The 22,634-nt window shown below is 32.6% G+C and carries 24 protein-coding genes; 13 read left to right on the top strand and 11 right to left on the bottom strand.

Annotated elements, in window-relative coordinates; all coding sequences use genetic code 11:
- Positions 1 to 105 precede the first annotated feature (105 nt).
- Positions 106 to 918: a UbiA prenyltransferase family protein gene (locus OZP08_RS00410; protein ID WP_281322718.1), complete on the top strand. Its 813-nt coding sequence runs from the start codon at positions 106 to 108 to the stop codon at positions 916 to 918.
- On the opposite strand, the gene OZP08_RS00405 is transcribed toward OZP08_RS00410, so the two are convergent.
- From OZP08_RS00405 to OZP08_RS00365, 9 genes are all read right to left on the bottom strand, one after another.
- Entirely contained in the window at positions 913 to 1,374 is a 462-nt protein-coding gene (locus OZP08_RS00405; RefSeq protein WP_268847778.1) for an SRPBCC family protein, read from the bottom strand. The two genes, OZP08_RS00410 and OZP08_RS00405, sit on opposite strands and share 6 nt — an antisense overlap.
- The gene (locus OZP08_RS00400; protein ID WP_281322717.1) at positions 1,371 to 2,282 is read right to left on the bottom strand and encodes a TIGR01777 family oxidoreductase; all 912 of its coding nucleotides are present in this window, start codon (positions 2,280 to 2,282) and stop codon (positions 1,371 to 1,373) included. Before OZP08_RS00400 ends, OZP08_RS00405 begins: the two co-directional genes overlap by 4 nt.
- 2 nt (positions 2,283 to 2,284) lie before the next feature.
- Positions 2,285 to 3,106, bottom strand: coding sequence for a thiol-disulfide oxidoreductase DCC family protein (locus OZP08_RS00395; RefSeq protein WP_268847777.1), 822 nt, complete (start codon positions 3,104 to 3,106; stop codon positions 2,285 to 2,287).
- 75 nt (positions 3,107 to 3,181) lie between these two features.
- Positions 3,182 to 3,685 carry a GbsR/MarR family transcriptional regulator gene (locus OZP08_RS00390; protein WP_268847776.1) on the bottom strand — a complete coding sequence of 168 codons (504 nt, stop codon included), beginning with the start codon at positions 3,683 to 3,685 and terminating at the stop codon, positions 3,182 to 3,184.
- A gap of 93 nt (positions 3,686 to 3,778) precedes the next feature.
- Positions 3,779 to 4,438 (bottom strand): SanA/YdcF family protein, encoded by a 660-nt coding sequence (locus tag OZP08_RS00385; protein WP_268847775.1) that lies wholly within the window; start codon positions 4,436 to 4,438, stop codon positions 3,779 to 3,781.
- A gap of 136 nt (positions 4,439 to 4,574) precedes the next feature.
- Entirely contained in the window at positions 4,575 to 6,602 is a 2,028-nt protein-coding gene (locus OZP08_RS00380; RefSeq protein WP_268847774.1) for a M3 family metallopeptidase, read from the bottom strand.
- A gap of 298 nt (positions 6,603 to 6,900) precedes the next feature.
- Positions 6,901 to 7,386, bottom strand: a complete 486-nt coding sequence (gene purE / locus OZP08_RS00375; protein ID WP_268847773.1) for a 5-(carboxyamino)imidazole ribonucleotide mutase — start codon at positions 7,384 to 7,386, stop codon at positions 6,901 to 6,903.
- Positions 7,387 to 7,476: 90 nt separating this feature from the next.
- Positions 7,477 to 8,628, bottom strand: a complete 1,152-nt coding sequence (locus OZP08_RS00370) for a 5-(carboxyamino)imidazole ribonucleotide synthase (protein WP_268847772.1) — start codon at positions 8,626 to 8,628, stop codon at positions 7,477 to 7,479.
- A gap of 80 nt (positions 8,629 to 8,708) precedes the next feature.
- Positions 8,709 to 9,257: a HEAT-like fold family protein gene (locus tag OZP08_RS00365; RefSeq protein ID WP_281322716.1), complete on the bottom strand. Its 549-nt coding sequence runs from the start codon at positions 9,255 to 9,257 to the stop codon at positions 8,709 to 8,711.
- Positions 9,258 to 9,349: 92 nt separating this feature from the next.
- Between OZP08_RS00365 and hpt the strand changes: the two genes are divergently transcribed.
- From hpt to OZP08_RS00340, 5 genes are all read left to right on the top strand, one after another.
- Positions 9,350 to 9,880, top strand: coding sequence for a hypoxanthine phosphoribosyltransferase (hpt, locus tag OZP08_RS00360; protein WP_268847770.1), 531 nt, complete (start codon positions 9,350 to 9,352; stop codon positions 9,878 to 9,880).
- 32 nt (positions 9,881 to 9,912) lie between these two features.
- Positions 9,913 to 10,485: an adenylate kinase gene (locus OZP08_RS00355; RefSeq protein ID WP_268847769.1), complete on the top strand. Its 573-nt coding sequence runs from the start codon at positions 9,913 to 9,915 to the stop codon at positions 10,483 to 10,485.
- A gap of 259 nt (positions 10,486 to 10,744) precedes the next feature.
- Entirely contained in the window at positions 10,745 to 11,968 is a 1,224-nt protein-coding gene (locus OZP08_RS00350) for a hemolysin family protein (RefSeq protein WP_281322715.1), read from the top strand.
- Between the two features lie 84 nt (positions 11,969 to 12,052).
- Positions 12,053 to 13,054 (top strand): GTPase ObgE, encoded by a 1,002-nt coding sequence (obgE, locus tag OZP08_RS00345; RefSeq protein WP_268847767.1) that lies wholly within the window; start codon positions 12,053 to 12,055, stop codon positions 13,052 to 13,054.
- 249 nt (positions 13,055 to 13,303) lie between these two features.
- A complete protein-coding gene (locus OZP08_RS00340; RefSeq protein WP_281322714.1) occupies positions 13,304 to 15,448 on the top strand; it encodes a S46 family peptidase in 2,145 nt (714 codons plus the stop codon).
- Positions 15,449 to 15,575: 127 nt separating this feature from the next.
- On the opposite strand, the gene OZP08_RS00335 is transcribed toward OZP08_RS00340, so the two are convergent.
- Both OZP08_RS00335 and OZP08_RS00330 read right to left on the bottom strand, forming a co-directional pair.
- Positions 15,576 to 16,565, bottom strand: a complete 990-nt coding sequence (locus OZP08_RS00335; RefSeq protein WP_281322713.1) for a glycosyltransferase family protein — start codon at positions 16,563 to 16,565, stop codon at positions 15,576 to 15,578.
- A gap of 19 nt (positions 16,566 to 16,584) precedes the next feature.
- Positions 16,585 to 17,400 carry a UDP-2,3-diacylglucosamine diphosphatase gene (locus tag OZP08_RS00330; RefSeq protein ID WP_281322712.1) on the bottom strand — a complete coding sequence of 272 codons (816 nt, stop codon included), beginning with the start codon at positions 17,398 to 17,400 and terminating at the stop codon, positions 16,585 to 16,587.
- A 466-nt stretch (positions 17,401 to 17,866) separates the two neighbouring features.
- Here OZP08_RS00330 and OZP08_RS00325 point away from each other — a divergent pair, with 466 nt between their 5' ends.
- The 7 genes from OZP08_RS00325 to OZP08_RS00295 all read left to right on the top strand — a co-directional run bounded on the left by OZP08_RS00325 (position 17,867) and on the right by OZP08_RS00295 (position 22,633).
- Positions 17,867 to 18,322: a heme-degrading domain-containing protein gene (locus OZP08_RS00325; protein WP_281322711.1), complete on the top strand. Its 456-nt coding sequence runs from the start codon at positions 17,867 to 17,869 to the stop codon at positions 18,320 to 18,322.
- Between the two features lie 67 nt (positions 18,323 to 18,389).
- Entirely contained in the window at positions 18,390 to 18,881 is a 492-nt protein-coding gene (locus OZP08_RS00320; protein WP_268847763.1) for a hypothetical protein, read from the top strand.
- A 296-nt stretch (positions 18,882 to 19,177) separates the two neighbouring features.
- Positions 19,178 to 20,080, top strand: a complete 903-nt coding sequence (locus OZP08_RS00315) for a helix-turn-helix domain-containing protein (protein WP_268847762.1) — start codon at positions 19,178 to 19,180, stop codon at positions 20,078 to 20,080.
- A gap of 275 nt (positions 20,081 to 20,355) precedes the next feature.
- On the top strand, positions 20,356 to 20,874 hold the full coding sequence (locus tag OZP08_RS00310) for a GNAT family N-acetyltransferase (RefSeq protein ID WP_281322710.1): 519 nt from the start codon (positions 20,356 to 20,358) through the stop codon (positions 20,872 to 20,874).
- A 79-nt stretch (positions 20,875 to 20,953) separates the two neighbouring features.
- Complete coding sequence (locus OZP08_RS00305; protein ID WP_281322709.1) at positions 20,954 to 21,535, top strand: YdeI/OmpD-associated family protein; 582 nt, start codon at positions 20,954 to 20,956, stop codon at positions 21,533 to 21,535.
- A gap of 15 nt (positions 21,536 to 21,550) precedes the next feature.
- Complete coding sequence (locus OZP08_RS00300) at positions 21,551 to 22,126, top strand: Crp/Fnr family transcriptional regulator (RefSeq protein ID WP_268847760.1); 576 nt, start codon at positions 21,551 to 21,553, stop codon at positions 22,124 to 22,126.
- A gap of 66 nt (positions 22,127 to 22,192) precedes the next feature.
- The gene (locus tag OZP08_RS00295) at positions 22,193 to 22,633 is read left to right on the top strand and encodes a carboxymuconolactone decarboxylase family protein (RefSeq protein ID WP_268847759.1); all 441 of its coding nucleotides are present in this window, start codon (positions 22,193 to 22,195) and stop codon (positions 22,631 to 22,633) included.
- Position 22,634 lies beyond the last annotated feature (1 nt).

Genomic DNA, 22,634 nt, shown 5'->3' with positions numbered 1-22,634 from the left:
GCAAAATTAAATATTAATCTATTAATAATCCTTTTTTTTAACTTGATTTTATGGAGATTTTTCAACTAATGAATTGATTTATTAACAATTGATTAAATTTGCCTAATGAAGGTTTTAAAAAGTGTTCTCAGATTCTATATAAACAGCAGTATTCATGTTGCTTTATCCTGTTTTGCATTGGTGCAAATTACATTTCATGTGTTTAATATTCAGTGTGATAAGTCAATGGCGCTGTTCGTTTTTTTTGGAACAATTGTAGGATATAATTTTGTAAAATATGATGCTTTGGTTCGGGTGAAGAAAAAGCGGATTGGGAATCAATTGAAGATTATTGCCGTTTTGAGTTTTATTTCGTTGCTTTTAGTGGGATATTATTTTTTCCATTTAAAGCGAATTACACAAATTGTCGCTATGGCGATTTTAGCCATAACAGCACTTTATACCTTACCTTTTTTTCCGAATAGGAAAAATGCAAGGAATTGGGCAGGAGTAAAAATTTATATAGTATCGCTTTGTTGGGTAGGAGCAACTCTGGTTTTACCTTTAATAAATGCCGAAATTCCGTTTGCATTTGATTTTTTTATAAAGTGTATTCAGCGGTTTATTTTGGTTTTTGTATTGATTTTGGTTTTCGAAATAATTGATTTAGCGAATGATGATCCTCATTTAAAGACGGTTCCGCAAACAATTGGTGTAAAATGGACTAAAATATTAGGACTTAGTCTTTTGATGCCGTTTTGGATTTTGGAATTTTTTATTTCGACTTTTAATTACCATGATCTTTTTATTAATCTGATTATGGTGCTCATGCTAATGTTGTTTATTGTATTTGCAAATCCAAATAGGTCTAAATATTATACTTCCTTTTGGGTAGAAAGTGTACCGATTTTATGGTGGCTGATGGTTGTTTTTTTATAAACTAATAGTCTTCTGTGAAACTTCTTTCAAAATTTTATTCCTTTCTAAAAGAAGATTTATAATATGTTTTTTCAGAAAATAGATATCAAATAATTTTCCAATGAATCCGAAAGGCGTTTCGTATTGCAGTTTGTCTTTCATGATTGTAATACCATTTTCTTCTTTAAAAAAATGTTCATGTCTGAAAGATTTGAATTTTCCATCTTCCATTTCATCCACAAAATAATCATAAAGATTCATAGAGGTGATTCGGCTTTTATGAGTTAGATAAAAACCAAAATGTTTGCCACGCCAAGTCACCGTTTCGTTTAAATTTATTAAGCCATAAGTTGTTCCATCAATTGCTTTTTCTTTCGTTGAACTTGTTGATAGCTGGTGAAAGTCAATATTTCGAGAGGCATCAAAAACTGTTTTTCGAGAAGCATTTATTTTTGTTGTGAGATGAATGGTTGTCATTTGTTTAGTAAATTTTGAAAAGCCTGATCTATATTTTCAAACTTAAATTTAAATCCATTTTCTAAAAGTTTTTTAGGAATCACATTTCTGCTTTTTAATACTAACTCAGTTTCTGTTCGAATAAAGAAAGATCCTATTTCCAGAAGAAAACTGTTAATTGGAATTCCGAAAGGAAAGCCAACAGCTTTTCGAAGTTTTTGCATAAAATCAGAATTACGAATTGGTTCAGGAGAAACAATATTGATAATTCCAGTGATTTCTTTTTGAATAATGAACTCTATAGCATTGGCAAAATCTTCTTCATGAATCCAGCTTATAAACTGATTTCCCTTTCCTTGTTTACCTCCAAAACCAAATTTTGTTAAAGTTCTTAACGGGATAAATGCTCCGCTATTTTTTCCTAGAACAATTGAAGTTCGCAAAGCGGTTTTTAAAGTATTTGGAGTTTCGGTTTTAAAGAATGCTTTTTCCCAAGACAGCGCCACATTTATAGAAAAGTCATTTCCAATCTCGCCATCTATTTCATCCATTTGTTTGTCTAAAGAAAATCGATAGATAGTTGAAGTTGATGAATTCAACCAGTGCTTTGGTGGATTTTTGCAATTCAGGACAGCTTTGTTTAAAATTTTAGTGCTTTCTATTCTTGATAATAAAATCTCTTTTTTGTTTTCTTTGGTATAACGACAATCAACTGACTTTCCTGTAAGATTAATTAAAAACGTAGCATTTTCTAATTCATTTTCCCAACCTGTAAAAGTTTTTGCATTCCAGTTTACATACTTAATTCTATCAATTGTTTGTGATTTTCCTCGAGTTAGAATTACGATTTCGTCAAATTTATTTTTGAAATGATTTACCAGGACTTGTCCTAAAAAACTAGTTCCAGCTGCAATAATAAGTTTTGTCATTGTTATAAAATTAAAATTAATTGTAATGCTATAATTCTATAAAGTATCCAAGTGTAAGATAGATAAAAAGGAAGTTTTAAAATTTTAACTCTTCTAAAGTGTTCAGTACACATTATAAAGATGGTTACTCCAAACCAACCTAAAATTATCTTTTCTGGGAGAGGAATAAATTGATTTAGAATTAGTATCGGACTTAAAATTAAAGAACCCATTAGAGAAACGGTCATTAAATTTCCTGTGTAATTTAGAATAGTTTTTTTATCAAATTTTAAAAGAAACAAACTCTGAAAAATAATTTGTCCAAAGGCTAAAATGATTTCTCTTGCGATACTTGCTTTTGGTAAATTTGGAATCAAATTAGAATATCCAAATAAGATAAAAGTGGTTATTGTTAATGCAAATCCAATGTATAGAAATCTATACTTGTAATTGAAATCTGGTGTACACTGAAATTTGTTTTCATCTTTTGCATTAGCCGGAATGATTATTTTTCGATTATAAGAAACAAAAGAATATAATTTTGTTAGGATGTAATAAACGGGTTTAATAGCTGTAATTTTTTCAATCAATGGGAAAGAGAAACCAATAACTTTTATCAAACTATCAATGCCATAAGTTACTGTTTGCGTTTCATTATTAACCAAAGCAATTTCGTTTGAAGCACGTTTTAAGTCTATAAAATTTTGTTCTTCAAGAGATAATTGACAGTATGATTTTCTTCCGTTTTGATCCAACATTCCGCTTTTTATAAAGCCAGTTGTGTATAAGCCGCAAAGGGGACAATCTTCATCATAAAGCAAAGTTTGGTTTTCTAGCGTTTTCATAATTATGGATTTTATAGATTGATATTTTAATTTTCTAAACTTTCAGAAAAAATTGAAAGTTTAAGGTAAATTTTTTTATTTCATGATTTTTAGAACCAATTTTCCTAACCAGTTTTCATTGAATTCAGTCATTTTGTCTAACATATTATCTGCTTTTAAAACGAAGTCATACAATTTAGTGGTTTGATCAACAAAGTGTTTTTCTTCAGTCGAATCTTTCGCTTCAATAGTCGAAACTTCTTTTAAGATTTTAAGCGCAGGTTTGATTTCTCTTTTGCTTCTTTCTCTTGCAATTTTTACTGCTAGTTCGTCTAAATCTTTTTCGGCAGTGAAGAATTCTTTTCTTTCTCCAGCTTTAAATTCCTTATAAACAATTCCCCAGTCCATTAAGGCTCTTAAGTTCATGCTGGCATTTCCACGAGAAATTTGTAATTCCTCCATAATGTCCTCCATAGAAACTGCTTCGTTTGAGACCATTAATAAAGCATGAATCTGTGCCATGGTTTTATTAATTCCCCATTGAGAACCTAATGCTCCCCAAGTTTGTACGAATTTATTTTTTGCTTCTTTGAATTCCATAGTTCAAAAGTAAACAAAAGTTTTTAAACTTTCAAAAATAATTGAAAGTTTGTTTCGAAATAAAACCGAAAGGATCAGTTTCGGTTTTATTTTTTATCGTTTATCGTCTTTAGAATAATTTGAAGCTCCATTAATATCAATACTATTTCCTAAAAAATGAGGTTCACGGTTTCTTAAAACATCAAAAAAGCATTTGAAAATAGAAAGATATTCTCTGAAAGAGACATAATAATATCCAGGATATTCACCTTTGTTAGCAGAAAAACCAACGGATTTTATGCCTAGTTTATTTCCGATATAAATGGCTCGGTTTAAATGATATTTCTGAGAAATTAAAGTTGCTCTTTTAATTTTAAAAATATATTTAGCGCGGTACATTGTAGAGTAGGTATCGAAACCGGCATAATCTATGAAGATTTTAGTAGTGTCTACTCCATGATTAAAACAGTACTTTTTCATAACCGTTAATTCATCATGTTCATCGCTACCATTGTCTCCGGAAAGTAGAATTTTGTTTATTCTTTTCGTTTTATACAATAAAATACCGGCGTCAAGTCGATCTTTTAGATATTTACTGGGCTGATCTCCATTAATTCCGGCTCCAAAAATAATTCCGATATTATTTTTTGGAGTCTTCTTCACCGAATAATAAATACGTGTTTTGGTTGATGATTTTACATAATAATTTACAGAAACAATCGCAATCAATCCAAGAATTGCAAGATAAAGAGCTATTTTAAAATATTTTTTCACGACGTGATTTTGTAAGATTAAGATTTGAAAAGTGCGAAGATAAGTAAATTTATCATTGCTCTAAATTGAATAAAAAAACCGAAGCATTTCTACTTCGGTTTCTATCTGCGTTCTAAAATCTAAATTCTGTATTCTTTTAAACCAACCCCGCTCTTTTTAATAAAGCATCCGGTTTAGGTTCTTGCCCTCTAAAACGTTTGTATAAAACCATAGGATGTTCGGTTCCACCTTTTGAAAGTACATTTTCTTTGAATTTTTCGGCCACTTCTTTGTTAAAAATACCGTTCTCTTGAAAATAGTCAAAAGCATCGGCATCCAATACTTCGGCCCATTTGTAACTGTAATATCCAGAAGAATATCCACCTTGAAAAATATGTGAAAAGGCGGTGCTCATTGCATTTTCGGTAACATCAGGATACAATTGGGTAGAAGCAAATTGCTCATTTTCAAAAGTTTTAATGTCTGTAATATCAGTTGGATCTTGTCCGTGCCAGCCCATATCCAGTAAACCAAAACTCAATTGACGCATCGTTGCCATTCCTTCTAGAAAACTTGCGCTCTCTTTAATTTTTTGTACATATTCCTGCGGAATAATTTCGTCAGTTTCATAGTGGTGCGCAAACAATGCCAAAGCTTCTGGTTCATAGCACCAATTTTCCATAATCTGGCTTGGTAATTCTACAAAATCCCAATAAACAGAAGTCCCAGAAAGATTCGGATATGTAGTGTTAGCCAACATGCCGTGTAATCCGTGACCAAATTCATGAAACAAGGTTGTTACTTCATTAAAAGTCAAAAGTGATGGTTTGGTTTCGGTAGGTTTTGTAAAGTTGCAAACATTCGAAATGTGTGGTCTTTCGTTCTTACCGTCTTTAATGTATTGTGATTTGAAAGAAGTCATCCAAGCTCCGTTTCGTTTTCCTTTTCTAGGGAAAAAATCGGCATAGAAAATAGCAATCAATTCGTTGTTATTATCTTTTACTTCATAAGTTGTAACTTCTTCATGGTATTTATCAATGTCGAAAATCTCAGTAAAAGTTAATCCGTACAGTTTTCCCGCAATGGTAAAAGCACCATTTAATACTTTTTCTAATTGGAAATATGGTTTCAATTTTTCATCATCCAAATTGAATAATTGTTGTTTTAATTTCTCCGAATAATAAGCGCCGTCCCATTTTTCAAGCTGTTCTATACCGTCTAGTTTTTTGGCAAAAGCGGATAATTGTTCAAATTCTCTTTTCGCAGCAGGTTTGGCTTTGGATAGTAAATCATTAGAAAACGATAATACTTTCTCAGGGCTTTCGGCCATACGCTCTTCAAGAACAAAATGTGCATGGGTTTTATATCCTAAAAGATTAGCTCTTTCAAAACGCAGTTTGGCAATTTTTAGAACAATTTCCTGATTGTCGAATTCGTTATTCTGAAAGCATCTTGCACCAAAAGCTATAGTTAACTTTTTGCGCAATTCACGATTGTCTGCATAAGTCACAAACGGAATATAACTTGGATGATCCAGAGTAAAAATCCAGCCTTCTTTTTCTTGGGCTTTCGCCAAAGAACGAGCAGCTTCTATTGTTCCTTCCGGTAAACCAGCTAAATCTTTTTCATCCGTTAGGTGTAATTCAAAAGCATTGGTCTCTGCCAAAACATTTTCTCCAAATTGCAAGCTTAATTTAGATAATTCTTTGTCAATTTCTCTTAACTGATTTTTCTTGTCATCTGGTAAATTAGCTCCGTTTCTGGAAAAACTTTTGTATTGTTTGTCTAGAAGTGTAGTTTGCTCCGGATTTAAGTTCAAAGAATCCATTTGTTCATAAACCGTTTTTACTTTGGCAAATAAATCAGCATTCAATCGAACATCATTTCCAAATTCAGCTAATAAAGGAGAAACGTCTTGAGCGATTTTTTGCATTTCATCACTGGTTTCGGCCGAATTTAAATTGAAAAAAATGCTTGAAATTCTGTCCAAAGTATCTCCACTATACGATAATGCTTCAATGGTATTTTTGAATGTAGGATTTTCAGTGTTGTTTACAATAGTGTCAATTTCGGCTTTAGCCAAAACAATTGCTTCTTGAAATGCAGGAAGATAATCTTCGTTTTTTATTTTAGAAAATGGCGCCGTGTCTAGCTTGGTGTCAAATTTTTGAAGTAGTATATTCATGATTTTATGTTCTTTTTTGATTCAAATAATTGGTTTTTATAGCTTTATAACTTTTTATTTTGAAAATAAAAACAAGAAAAATTTGTTAAAATTCACAAACAGCATGTATTTTGTCGATTATTTGTCTACTTTTGCCGAAAATTAATTAACAATGTTAATCAATTTTGTTGAATTATAAGCTCTTTTTGTCCCAAATTGAAAGAAATTTATATTAAAAAATATTTATTGCGAATCCTAAATTTCCCCGAGTTTAGAATTAACAATATCAAAAAAAGCTCCTAAATTTAGGAGCTTTTTTTTATTTATTTAGGTTTTCAGAAGATTTATAAACTGCTTCTTTCAATCCTTCTTTATATAAGATGATTTTGTCTAAAACGTTTTTGTCTGCACTACCAATAATTTGAGCAGCAAGAATTCCAGCATTTTTAGCTCCGTTTAAAGCAACAGTAGCAACGGGAACTCCACCAGGCATTTGTAAAATAGATAACACACTATCCCAACCATCAATAGAATTACTTGATTTTACAGGAACTCCAATAACTGGTAATGGAGACATAGAAGCGACCATTCCTGGTAAATGTGCAGCACCTCCAGCTCCGGCAATAATTACCGAAATACCACGAGTATGGGCATTTTTGCTAAAATCAAATAATTTTTCGGGTGTTCTGTGTGCCGATACAATATCGACTTCTACAGCTATATCAAATCCTTTTAAGATATCTATGGCGTCTTGCATTACCGGCATATCCGAAATGCTTCCCATAATTATGGCTACTTTGCTCATTTATTTTTATTTAAAGATTAAATGATTGAAAAGATTTAAAAATTATTGCATCAATCTTTAAATTTTTCAATCTTTAAATTTTTTAATTATTTATGAAATCACTCTAATCGTATTCTTTACATCCTCAGCAATTTTTCTTGCTATATTGATGTCTTCGTTTACTATCGTTACATGCCCCATTTTTCTAAAAGGACGTGTTTGTTTCTTGCCATAGATGTGAGGTGTAACACCAGTCCAACCTAATATTTTATCAATGTTTTCGTAAATGACATCTCCAGAAAATCCTTCGGCTCCTACCAAATTTACCATAATTCCTGCTACTTTACTGTCGGTGTTTCCTAATGGTAAATTAAGAATTGCTCGTAAATGGTTTTCAAATTGTGAAGTATAACTGGCTTCAATAGAATAATGTCCTGAATTGTGTGGACGAGGAGCTACTTCATTTACCAAGATTTCATCATCTTGAGTCTGAAACATTTCTACAGCCAATAGTCCAACATGATTAAATTGTTTCGAAACATTCAATGCAATGGCTCTTGCTTTTTCGGCTACTTTATCATCAATTCTAGCAGGACAAATTACATATTCTACTTGATTGGCTTCAGGATGAAACTCCATTTCAACCACTGGATAGGTTTTTATTTCACCTTTTGGATTGCGACAAACAATTACGGCCAATTCATTTTTGAAAGGAACCATCGTTTCAGCAATACACTCAACATTTGGTAAATTTTCTAAATCGGTAGTTTGTCGAATGACTTTTACGCCGTTTCCGTCGTATCCAAATTCGGTGCATTTCCAAACAAAAGGAAGTTGAATATTAGAATCAACTAAATCAACCACTAAATCTTTCAATGTTGCATAACGCTTAAAAGGAGCGGTTGGGATATTATTTTTTATATAGAATTCTTTTTGGACACCTTTGTTTTGTATCAGTTTTAGTGTTTTTGGCGAAGGATATACTTTTAGACCTTCGTTTTCCAATTTTTCTAGTGCATCAAGATTCACCAATTCAATTTCAAAAGTCAAAACATCTACTTGTTTTCCAAAATTGTAAACCGTTTCAAAATCCATCAAGTCGCCTTGAAAAAAATGATTGCAGGCTATTTTGCATGGAGCTTCGTCACTAGGATCGAGTACATAGGTTTGGATGTCAAATTTTCGGGTGTCAAATAATAGCATTTTACCTAATTGTCCGCCACCAAGTATGCCTAATTTGAAATGGGATGAAAAATAGTTCATTGTGATTGTATTTACTTTATTTCTTCGGCAGATTGCCTTGAATATGCAAAGATACTTTTTCCTAATCGAATAGGAAAATGCTATTTTATTTTCTTTAAAACTTCTTTGGCGACAGCCTTGTAAGCTGCAGTATGATTAGGAAAATCTTTAGTAACTATGGTTTTCAATTCGGGATGAATCCAATCATAATGATGTCCTAAAAGAAATAGAGTACGAATCGCGTATGATTTTGAAGCCACTTTGGTATCATTAATTAACCAGTCAAAATTGGTTTCTATGATTTCATCTAAATGTTTTGGGGAAAGCTGTATTTCCTTTTTCTTATAATGAGAAAAGGTTAAAAGCTGACAAACCTTGGCTACAGTTCGTATCGCACTTTCGTCTTTTAGGTTTTTAATTTGGGAACAAAAAAAATCCAAATGTTCTTGCATCCATTCTAATTTTTGGTAACAAACAAATTCCAGAATCCAACAAGCTTTAGGAGCATTCTTGTCCGAAACTTGAAAACACAGTCGGATCAATTCAGGAAAAAGCTCCGGATTGTCAAGGACTTCATCAGCATATTTTTGCCTATTGATTCTATAGGCAGTTACATATTCTAATTTTTTTTGGAATTCAGTAGGTATCATCTCCGTTTTTTTTGATTTAAAAGTACAAATCAATTATCAATAGTCAAAAGTGAAATCCCTATCTTTGCCAAATATTTTAAAAATATAAAACTGTGATACAACTACACGATAAACAATTTGTTCCGTTTATTTCTGCCAAAGAAATAGAATTTGCAATTGCAAAAATGGTGGGGCAAATCGAAGATGATTTTTTTGACGAGACGCCAGTGTTTGTAGGTGTATTGAACGGATCGTTCATGGTTGTTTCAGATTTTTTAAAATTATATAAAAAACCCTGCGAAGTATCTTTTGTCAAATTAGCGTCTTACGAAGGGACTTCCTCTACAGAATCGGTAAAACAATTAATTGGACTGAATCAAGATCTGACAGGCCGTACCGTAATTGTTTTAGAGGATATTATCGATACCGGAAATACTCTGGAAGAATTAAAAGAATTGTTCAAACAACAAAATGTTAAGCATTTTAAAATTGCAACGCTTTTCTTCAAACCAGATGCTTTCAAAAAGGACCTTAAAATTGATTATATAGGAATTAGAATTCCAAATAAATTTATAGTAGGTTTTGGACTAGACTACGATGGTCTGGGCAGAAACTTACCCGAAGTATATCAATTAAAAGAATAAATAAAATAGTAAAAACCACATATAATAAAGGAATGATTAATATAGTTTTATTTGGAAAACCAGGAGCAGGAAAAGGAACTCAAGCTGAGTTTTTAAAAGAAAAATACAATTTAACACACATTTCAACCGGGGATGTTTTTCGTTATAATTTAAAAAACGACACCGCTTTAGGAAAAGAAGCAAGAGTATACATGGATGCTGGAGATTTAGTGCCAGACGAGTTGACTACCAAAATGCTTATTGATGAGGTGAACAAACACCCAAATACTAACGGGATTTTATTTGATGGGTACCCAAGAACAATTTCTCAAGCTCAAGCATTAGACGCGTTTTTACCAACAATTGGTTCAGAAGTTGCAGCAACAATTGCCCTTGAAGCCGATGATAATATATTAGTAGAAAGACTGCTTGAAAGAGGAAAAACTAGCGGAAGAATAGACGATCAAGACGAAGACAAAATCAGAAATCGTTACCAAGAATACAACGAAAAAACAGCTCCTTTGATGGGGTATTATAAAGATCAAAATAAATTTTATGCTGTAAACGGAATAGGATCTATTCAAGAAATTACAGAAAGATTAACAGCGGTTATCGATAATTTATAGGAGCAATCTCCAGCTGTACGTTACAAGTCCTCGCCATAAAAAACTGTTTTTCTATGCCACAAAAGGAGCTTCCTTTGGTCGCTCTTTTATAACAAGAAAAATTAATTTTTTATGGTTGTGGGCTTTTCACTTCCATCTGGGCTATGAAAATAAGATTGCACAAAAACAAGATTCTAAGAATCAAAAATATAAACGAATCATCTAAACATTGGAAATACTCATAATATTTTTTCTAATACTCTTAAATGGGGTTTTCTCTATGTCGGAAATCGCATTAATTTCGGCTAGGAAAAATAGATTAGAAACAGCTGCAAAAAAAGGGAATAAAAGCGCACAAATCGCATTAGATTTAGCGAATTCGCCAAATAAATTTCTTTCTACAGTACAAATAGGAATAACGCTTATTGGTATACTTACCGGTATTTACAGTGGGGATAAAATCACGGCAGATGTTGAGGCCTTCATAAGAGGTTTTAAGGTACTCGCTCCATTTGCAGATTCAATAGCAGTAGGTATTGTAGTTGTGATATTAACGTTTTTTTCTTTGGTATTAGGAGAGTTATTACCCAAAAGAATTGGGTTAAATCATCCAGAAGGAATTGCCAAAGCAGTGGCATTACCAATGAAAATGGTATCGATAATTACGGCGCCGTTCATATGGTTGCTAACCACTTCGACTGAATTTTTATTGGATGTTTTACAAATTAAACCCACAGCAGACGGTAAAGTAACTGAAGAAGAAATCAAAGCCATCATCAAAGAAGGTACGGAAGTGGGTGAGGTGCAAGAAATAGAACAAGATATAGTAGAACGTGTATTTCATATCGGAGATCGAAAAATCAATTCGTTGATGACTCATAGAAAATCAGTTGTGCTTTTACCTTTACAGGCAGATAAGAATCAGGTAAAGGAATCCATGTTCAAAGAATTGCATTCTATTTATCCTGTTTATGGCGAAAACCATGATGATATTGTAGGGGTAGTAAATTTGAAAAATATTTTCTCCCATTTTGAAAATGAAAGTTTCAATTTGGCCGAAATTATGACTGATGCTCCTTTTATGATGGAACAAACCACAGCTTATAGAGCGTTGGAGGAATTCAAAAAAACAGGAATTCATTATGCATTGGTTTCAGATGAATATGGAGTTTTTCAAGGAGTAATTACTTTAAATGATATTCTTGAAGCATTAGTTGGTAATGCCTCAGATTTTTATAAAGACGATTTTCAGTTAATCGAAAGAGAGGACGGAACTTGGATGGTAGACGGGCATTATTCGTTGCATGATTTCCTTACTTATTTCGAACTGGATGATTTGATAAATGATTATGAAGTGACCACAGTGAGCGGATTAATCATGACAGAGCTATCACATATCCCAAAAGAAGGAGAAAAGTTGATTTGGCAAAAATTTGAGTTAGAGGTCATTGATATGGATGGCGTAAAGATTGATAAAGTATTAGTTAAGGCTTTAAAAATGTAGAAAATTTTGTTTTATGTTTAAAAGTTTCAGGTTCGCAGAACGGTAATCAATTTTAAACATGAAGCTATATATAAACAAATAAAAATGACAGAGGGAAATTTTGTAGATTACGTAAAAATTTATGTTTCTTCCGGTAAAGGAGGAAAGGGGTCTACGCATTTGCATAGAGAAAAATTCATCCAATATGGAGGTCCAGATGGAGGAGATGGAGGTCGTGGTGGACATATTTATTTGGTGGGAAATAAGGCACTTTGGACTTTATTTCACTTGAAATTTGCTCGTCATATCAAAGCAGGTCACGGTGGTGATGGAGGAGGCGATAGAAGCACAGGTGCCGATGGTGATGATAAATACATCGAAGTTCCATTGGGGACAGTTGTGAAAGACAAAGAAACCGGAGAAGTTCTGTTCGAAATTACCGAAGATGGTGAGAAAAAAATACTCGCAAAAGGTGGTAAAGGAGGATTAGGAAACTGGCATTTTAGAAGCTCAACCAATCAAACACCACGATATGCCCAACCGGGTTTGCCAGGTGTAGAGATGGACGTGATTTTGGAACTTAAAGTATTGGCAGATGTAGGTTTGGTAGGTTTCCCAAATGCAGGAAAATCAACTTTATTATCAGTGATTACTTCTGCAAAACCAAAAATTGCTGATTATCCTTTTACAACATTAAAACCAAATCTTGGAATTGTAGCTTACAGAGATTTTCAATCATTTGTAATAGCCGATATTCCAGGGATTATAGAAGGAGCAGCCGAAGGAAAAGGATTGGGGCACTATTTCTTGCGTCATATAGAGCGTAATTCGACCTTATTGTTTTTGGTTCCGGTAGATACTCCAAACATCAAAGAAGAGTATGATATTCTAGTGAATGAATTAACCAAGTACAATCCGGAAATGCTAGATAAAGAACGTTTATTGGTGATTTCAAAATGCGATATGCTGGATGATGAATTGAAAGCAGAATTGAAAGTAGAATTAGATGTTGCCTTCAAAGACGTTCCATATATGTTTATCTCATCAGTTGCCCAACAAGGTTTGACTGAATTGAAAGACAAACTATGGAAGATGTTGAATGAGTAAAACTTCAAATTTTTTATAACAAAAGGTGTTCTAGCAATAGAGCACCTTTTTTTGTAATTATTACAAAATTCATAAAATTGAGTTGGCAATTAAAGGTTTGTTTTTGATTTTGTGTGGATAATTAGTCTTGAATTGCGAAAATGATTTATATTCGCATCACTTAAAAAATTATTCAGATAGAAAATTGCCGAGATTCAAATTAGCAATTAGAAATGGCAGCTTCTATTTTAAAACAAAAAGCGAGTATTTATGAAAAAAATTGTGTTATTCTTAACCATGAGCTTGATGGCTTTTCCTGTGAGAGCTGATGAGGGAATGTGGTTTTTAATGTTTATCGAAAGGTTAAACCATAGAGATATGGAAAAAATGGGCTTGCAATTGACAGCCGAAGAAATTTATAGTATCAATCACCATAGTTTGAAAGATGCTGTAGTGCAATTCAACGGTGGGTGTACAGCAGAGATCGTTTCGAAAGATGGTTTGGTATTGACTAATCACCATTGCGGATACGATGCCATTGCAGAACTTTCTACAGAAGAGCAAAATTATTTGAAAAACGGATTTTGGGCTAAAGATAGAAGTGCTGAATTGAAACCAAAATCATTATACGTGCGTTTCTTTGTTCGTATGGATGATGTTTCTAAAAGAATTTTATCAAAAGTAAATGATAAAATGACCGAGGCAGAACGCAATAAAGCGATTCAGCAAGAAATAGCTTTGATAGAAAAAGAAAACAATGAAGGAGGAAAGTATACAGTATCTGTTCGTCCTTTCTTTCAAGGAAATGAGTATTATTATTTTGTATACCAAGATTATAAAGACGTTCGTTTGGTAGGAACACCTACAGAAAGTCTTGGGAAATTTGGTGGAGATACAGATAACTGGGAATGGCCTCGTCACACAGCAGATTTTTCTATGTTTAGAGTATATGCAGATAAAGACGGAAATCCGGCTGAATATTCTAAAGACAATGTGCCTTTACAGCCAAAACACCATTTACCAATTAGTATAAAAGGGGTAAAAGAGAATGATTTTGCCATGATTTTGGGTTATCCAGGAAGAACAAACCGTTGGATGCCATCAGGAGGGATAGCTCAAAACGTTGGATATGCTTATCCTGCATGGGTTGAAGGTGCAAAAACCGGAATGGATAACATGAAAAAGTATATGAGCAAAGATGCAACCATAAACTTGAAATATGCTTCTAAATATGCATCAACTGCCAATTACTGGAAAAACCGTCAAGGAATGATCGATGCATTGACTAAAGCGAAAACAGCTAGTACAAAGTCAAATGAAGAAGCTAAGTTTAATACTTGGGCAAATAAGGCAGAGAATAAAGAAAAATACGGAAACGTAATTGCTACAATAAATGATTATTATGCCAAAACAAATTTAAAATCACGCCATGATAATTATCTTTCTCAATTAATGAGAACTACTTCTTATGGTGCTGGTCCGTCTGTATTAGGAAATGCTTTGATTGCTTATTATAAAGAGAATGAAGCCAAAAGAACCGAAATGCTTCCTAAAATTAATAGTTTAATCGAAAATTATTATGGAGAGTTTTATGCACCATTAGAAAAAGACGTATTGACAGCACAACTTAATCTGTATGCTTCTAAAGCATCAGAGTATGGATTAGCTCCTGTAATTGCTACAATGAAAACGGCTAATGGAGGTAATTTTGCTGCAGATGTTGATAAAGCAGCTACAGCCAGTATTTTTGGAACAAAAGAATCGGTTGAAGCTTTTATGAAAGACCCAAAAGCTGAATCAATTGCAACAGATCCTTTATATGTAATCTCAAATGATTTGATGACTAAAATCAGAGCTAAATCGCCAGAACAATTAAAATCGGATGATGATTTCGCTATCGCTTACCGCAAATTGGTAGAAGGTTTAAGAGAATCAAAGTTGAATACTATTCAGTATCCAGATGCCAATTCTACTTTGCGTTTAACATATGGAAAAGTTCGTGCTTTACCTGCAGACAAACGTAATGATGCTAAAATTAATAACTATACTACAATGACTGGTATGGTTAAAAAATACAAAGCAGGAGATGCAGAGTTTGATTTGCCAGCACGTTTGTTGGAATTAAACAAAGCACAAGATTTTGGTCAATATGCAGATAAAGGAGGTTACATGCCAGTGAATTTCTTAACTGATAACGATATTACTGGTGGTAATTCTGGTTCTCCAGTATTAAACGGAAAGGGAGAATTAATTGGTGTGGCTTTTGATGGTAATATCGAAGCTATGGCTGGAGATGTTATCTTTGATAAAAAACTACAAAGAACAATCAATTTAGATATTCGTTATGTACTATGGATTATTGACAAATATGCAGGAGCACATAACATTATTGAAGAAATGACTATAATCAAATAGTCGAGAAGCACCGTTGTGCGTCTTTTGAAAAAAAGCCGTCTCATTAATAAAAATGAGACGGCTTTTTCATTTTGAATTGTGTTGAAACTATTTTTTAATTTGAGCTAAGCTGCATTACAAATTGTCCTTAATCATGATAAGTATCAAATAAGAATTCCAGGGTTTCGTGAATATTGTTGGCTTTCATTGTTGGGCATTTTATAGGAGAATCAAGCCAGCTCTCAATAATCAAATCAAAATCAGGGCCAACATCATACAAAACAGGAACGCCCAGTTTTTTGAGAGCTGCGGCATTACATTCTTGTTCATAATGCTTTCGGATAGGGATAGAGAGTAATTTTTTGCCTAGATACAAAGCTTCTGCAGGCGTTTCAAATCCTCCACCAGTAATAATACCGTCACATTTTATGAGACTTTTGTTGAAGTACTCTTGATTGACCGGAAAATAAGTAATGTTTTTTATAGTGTGTTTGGTTTTTACAGTGTCTAAAAACCAATGGAAAGATAAATTAGGAAGTCTGTTGAATGCCCGTTCTAAGCAATCTTGTTGAAAGGAGGGTAGATATACAGTGATATGTCCTGCATTTTTGGGATCTGCATTCATGATTTCATCTTTTATAATCGGAGGATAGATAAAGTCATCGTATTTGTCAAAATGCAAGCCAATGTGTTTTGGAGAGGGAGCATAATGCTTTAGTATCATTTCACCCATAAGATTCTTTTTTTCGGGTCTGGGTGTATTAGGGGAAATAAAACTGGCTTGATGTCCAAATTGTATTGAATGGACTTTTTGTAATTTACAAGCTAATGAAGTAATTGAATCAAAATCATTGATAATCACATCATAATTTTTCAAGGGCAATGCTTCGGCATCTTTATAGATTTGTCTTGGCTTTACATTTTTGACAATGTCCCAATAATTCAAACCGCCACATTTACTGTAATGCAAACTACAACCTTCACTTTTGAATTTTATAGGTAAATTAATGTCCAAACTGGCATTGCAGCCACTTAAGAAAAAATCAACCTCACCAAATTTTTGTAGATAAGGATACAATTGTACAGCTCTGCTGATGTGTCCGTTGCCCGTTGCCTGTATAGCGTAAAATATTTTCATTACTTACTGTTTAGGGTTTTTAGGAGAGGATTTTGTTGACAATATCATTAACTATTTTCTCCTCATGGCTTTCTACATCTTTATAATGTTCCGTTTTATAATGATAAAGACTCCATTTTTGTTTTTTATATTCTAATGCCGTAAGGTTTTCAATCCAATCTCCGCTGTTGAGGTACAATACTTTTCCATGTTCATTTTCTATCTCCTTCATTTGAGGTTTATGAATGTGTCCGCAAACTACATAGCTGTATTTTTTTTGAATGGCGACTTCGGCAGCAGTAGTTTCGAAATTAGATATAAAGGAAACCGCTTTCTTAACGCTGTCTTTGATCATTTTAGAGTAGCTTCTTTTTTCTTTGCCCAAAACACCCAAAAACCAATTGATTAAACTATTGATTAGGATCAGTAAATCATAACCTTTTCCGCCTAGTTTAGCGAGTATTTTGGCATAGCCTTGAGTAGAAGAGTCGAATACATCACCATGAAAAATCCATGTTTTTTTGCCGTCTAAGTCTAGAATTAGTTTGTCTACTAACTCGAAATTGCCTAAAATAAAATCAGAGTATTTTCGTAAAGCCTCATCGTGATTTCCAGTAATGTAAATAACACGAGTGCCAAGATTTGACATTTTTATAATTTGCCTCAATACGTTCATATGAGAGGCAGGGAAGTATCTTTTGGTAAAACTCCACATATCAATGATGTCTCCATTAAGCACCAATGTTTGAGGGTTTATCGATTTTAAATATTGTAATAATTCTTTGGCATGGCATCCGTAAGTTCCTAAGTGAATATCACTTATGACTACCAGCGGAATTTTTCTTTTTCTTTTCATTTTTAGTTTTTACGAAAATAAGACCGTTATGTTATCTAAACGTATTCTTAGTATTATCTGTATATAAAAAATGGAACTATGTGATTTGTAATTGATTAGTAAAGTAATTGTCGTGATATAATTCCATAATGTTACCTTCTCAGAAATATGTTTTTTTAAATAGTTTTATGGCTTAATTGAACGAGTACTTTGTTTTTAAGCTATAGGCGAGAAGTTTTCAAGAAACAACAGGCCGAAAAGAAGCCCGAAATTAGAATTGCAACTGTAGATGTGTAGGGAATTGATTAGGTTTAGAAATAATAAATGGTGTTGAAATTGGTTTTAAATCAATTATATTTGAAGAGTAATTCTGATGTTTGTCGTGTAAATCTTTGAAGATTTTGACATGATAAACTTTTAAAACTTAAATAAAATGGTAAACAAATATTTGATTTTAATACTAACTTTTGCAATAAATGTTTCGACAATGGCACAGAATAAAACCGAAAAAGAAGTACTCAAGAAAATAGAATTGGATAGTTTCTCTAACCGAATTGCCCTTGAAATGGGCATGAAAATTATAGACTTGGCTAAAAGTCGTAATCAGCATATTGCAGTTGAAGTATGTAGATTAAATCATACTGTCTTTATTTATGTTGATGACCATCTTCCTGTTGATAAACATAATTGGCTTAGACGTAAAGCGAATGTGGCAAAACAATTTGAAGAAAGTTCTTTAAGTGTAAAAAACGATTTGAAAGATGGTAATATGACTTTAGAAAAAACATTTGGACTAGACGAGAAAGATTTTCTTGCAAAAGGCGGTTCAATACCAATTTTTATTAAGAATGCGGGAATGATAGCTACCATAACGGTATCAGGACTTCACGACGAAGAAGATCATAAAATAATCATCGATGCATTGCAAGGAAAATACTTTTAGACTAGTAAAAGAATTGCCACAAAGAGATGAAGTATTAATCTCAACTTAATAATTACTGTAGTAAAGAATGACAAAACGAATATTTATAGCTTTATTTTTATTTAGCCTTATTGGTTATAAAAGCTATTCTCAGACTAATAAAAAAGGTGTTGAAAAAAGGATAAATCAAGATAGTATTACTTGGGAGAAAGAAAATACCAATTGGGAAAAATACATTTTGACAGAAAGCGATCTTGTAAATAAAATAGAGATCTCAAGAGAGGATAGCATTATGTCACTTTACTCATCAATGCAAAGAGAGTGTCGGATTTTTGGATATGAAAAACCGAATAAGAATTCTAAAAAAATGATTTTACTATCTATATGGACCTTTGATGTAAAAGGAAACCCTTCAAATTGTAAGTACGGCTCGTATTATGAAACGAGCGCGATGGATGATATGAAATTAAAATATATAGGTAAGGAGAATTCATTTGTAAAAGCAGCTCTTATAAAAGACGAGATTAAAATTGCAACAATTTATTTCGAGCAAAAATGGGTGAAATTTGCAAAAAAATAATTTAATATATTGCTGCTTACTTTGGTTTGATAAGATTTTGAATTTTTTAAAATTAGTGCTTTTAATCGGAACTCGAAGAAATCTCCATCCGCCCCAATTACAATTTAATAACAGTGTTTTTTGTTTATAGAATAGTATAGTTATTAAATACAGGTAAATACAACTGATGGTTGTGGTGAAACAACTATAAGTAGCGCATTTACAACTAATAGTAGCTGTGTTTTTTTGATTATAAAAATGTATCCGAAATATCTTTGTCAGGTAGTTTAATCAAAAAAAATATAAATAAATTAAGTATGTTAAAGTCTAATATGATAGGTAATAAAATTACCGAAGCAAGAAAGAAAATTAATATTTCCCAAGCACAGCTCGCTGAGCATTTATTCATTAGCCCACAAGCAGTTGGGAAATGGGAACGCGGAGAATCTATGCCAGACATAATTACTCTTAACCGTCTCGCTGAAATCTTGGGTGTAGATCTCAACTATTTTTCAGAAAACTTTCAATCTACAACTACTGAAGTTACATCTGTTGAGTCTCTGGCAAAACAGCCAATTGAATTACCTTCTGACGAACTGGAAAACAAGCTTAGTTGGAATATGTCCTGTGAGAACTTGGTGGACAATGATTTTTCCGGGTTGAAAAATCTGCACCAAAAGCTGAGATATTCTAGTATGCAAAGATCCTTGTTTGTTGGCTCAGATATGTCGGGACTACTTCTAAAAAGCAATAATATTGATAGTTGTGACTTCACAAGTTCCAATATCAGTAACAGCAACATTCAGAACTCAAACTTAGTCAACAATATCTTTAAGGACTGTTCTTTGAGGGAAACTGAGTTTTCTGAAAACAGTATCAAGGGGTGTGATTTTTCGGGTGCTGATTTTACCAGCGCGACTATCAAATCTGGTGCTTTTCTGAAAAACACAATAGAAAATGCGGTATGGAATCGCACCTCCTTTCATGAAATACAGATTACCGATATAGTTTTCGAAGGGATATTTAAGGACTGTTTTTTTGAAAATTGCGCATTTAACGGAGTTAAATTCCAGAATTCAACCCTTATCAACACGTTCTTTAAGAACAATGAGAAGTTAAAACGAATCCAGTTTATTGATTGTAAAGTAGACAAGATGACTTATGCTTTTTTAAAAAATGGAAAAGCAGACATGTCCGGAATCACATTGCTAACAGTATAGAGAGAGGTAATAATTATTCTACAAAATGAAAAAGCTAACTTCATCCAAGAGTTAGCTTTTTTATTTTGGATAAAACTAGAAATAGGATTTTTTAAAACAACAGCAAAGTATAAATTATTGATTTATAGTCATTTGTTGTTGGTTTTTGGGAAGATTAGAGTTTTTAATGAAATTTTAATTTTAATTTGTATTTTCGTTTAGCAGAAAATAATATGATATAAAACTTACAAGTTTGCCGAGTGCCAATACATTTGTTTAATTTAAAAAAGTAGAGATTGAAAACATTTGAAACAGAAAGATTGATTCTTAAACCTACAACTGAAGAAGATGCTGAATTCATTTTAAAGCTATTAAATACTCCAAAATGGATAGAGTTTATAGGTGATCGAAAAGTTAATACTATTGATGATGCCGAAAATTATATTAAAACCAGAATCGCTCCACAATTTGAAAGACTAGGTTATGGTAATTATACCATAATTAGAAAGCATGATGGCGAAAAAATAGGTTGTTGTGGTTTTTACGATAGAGAGGGTGTTGAAGGAATCGATATTGGTTTTGCATTACTTCCGGACTTCGAAAAAATGGGTTATGCTTATGAAAGTGTGAGTAAGATAAATGAAATTGCTTTCAATGATTTTAAATTAAATCAGATTAGCGCGATTACTTCTAAAAATAATAAAGCATCACAGGATTTACTAATGAAAATTGGACTTAAGTTTGAAAAAACGATAACGCTTCCTAATGACACAGAAGAAATATTTTTATACAAATTAACTCAGGATAAAGTATAAAATGAAATTTAAAAAGATAATGATATATCCACGTATATCATTATTAAAAATTATTACCGCTAATTAATAAACAAATAGTATGAATCCTAAAGTTGATTTTTATTTTAATAATTCCCAAAAGTGGCAGGCTGAATTGGAGCAATTAAGAAGAATCTCCCTTGATTGTCAGCTAACCGAAGAATTGAAATGGGGAAGTCCTTGTTATACGCTTCAAGGAAGGAATATTGTTTTAATTCATGAGTTTAAAGAATATTGCGCTTTTTTGTTTTTTAAAGGAGCACTGTTAAATGATTCTGAAGGTATTTTGATTCAGCAATCCAAGAATGTACAGGCTGCACGCCAGATTCGGTTCACAAATATTCAGGAAATAGTAGACAAGGAAGCTGTATTGAAAGCCTATATTTATGAAGCTATTGAAGTAGAAAAAGCAGGTTTGGAAGTGAAATTCAAAAAAACAGAAGAATTTATTCTTGTAGAAGAATTTCAAAAGAAATTAGAGGAATTACCTGCTTTGAAAGCAGCGTTCGAAGCCTTAACACCAGGAAGACAAAGAGCTTATATGTTACATTTTTCGGCGCCTAAACAATCCAAAACTCGTGAGTCAAGAGTTGAAAAATGTATGCCGCAAATTCTTGAGGGTAAGGGATTGAATGATTATTAAATTTGAAGAGAAATCATGTCTGAGATATTCAAGAAACATTTAGAAAAATTCATAGAAATAGAGGATTGGGAATTTTCAGGTATTTTAGCTTTTTTTCAGATTAAAAAAGTCAAGAAGAAAGAAAATTTGCTTGAAGAAGGCCAGATTTGCAAATCACATTATTTTGTTCTGAATGGTTGTTTGAGAAAATTTTTCATCAATAGAAAAGGTACAGAGCAAACCACAGAATTTGCAATAGAGAGTTGGTGGATTACTGACAATTTTGCTTTCGAACGAGGTATGTCAACAGAGTTTTATATTCAAGCGGTTGAAAAATCAGAAATTTTAATTATTGACCGTGAGGCACAAGAAAAGCTATTGATTGAATTCCCGAAAATGGAACGTTATTTTAGATTCGTTTACCAGCGGTCTTATGCAGCTTCACAGATGCGAATAAAATACCTGTATGATTTTTCTAAAGAGGAATCTTATTATCATTTGTACAATGCGCATCCTGAATTTGTGCAACGGATTCCTCAATATTTGATTGCTTCTTTTTTAGGATTTTCTCCGGAATATTTAAGCGAAATCAGAAATAAAAACCGTTCTTAAACCAGTTTAAGTTTTTTCTGTTTTATATTTCAGACTTTTGAGTTGTTAATTTAAGACAAAATAAAAATGGAAAAAAGAATAAACATCAATGATGTAGAACCTCAGGCAATAAAAGCTATGTATGCTTTAGAAGGTTATTTGGCAACTACCCAATTGTCTAATACACAAAAGGAATTAATAAAAATAAGAGCATCCCAAATCAATGGTTGTGCATTTTGTATAGACATGCACACGAAGGATGCATTAAAATATGGTGAAACTACCCAGCGTATTTTTTTATTAAACGCTTGGCGTGAAACCAGTTTATTTACGGAAGAAGAAAAGGTGATTTTGGCAATTACAGAAGAAATTACTTTGATTCACAATAGAGGTTTATCTACAGAAACGTATCAAAAGGCGGAACAATTTTTTGATAAAAACACAATTGCTCAGCTGATAATGGCCGTTGTCACAATAAATGCATGGAACAGAATTGCGGTAAGTACGCAAGTGGAACCAGCAAATTAAA

This window comes from Flavobacterium aestivum (assembly GCF_026870175.2).
Lineage (GTDB): Bacteria > Bacteroidota > Bacteroidia > Flavobacteriales > Flavobacteriaceae > Flavobacterium > Flavobacterium aestivum.
Note: the sequence above shows the minus strand (reverse complement) of the source record. Positions and strands in the feature narration are given on the sequence as shown.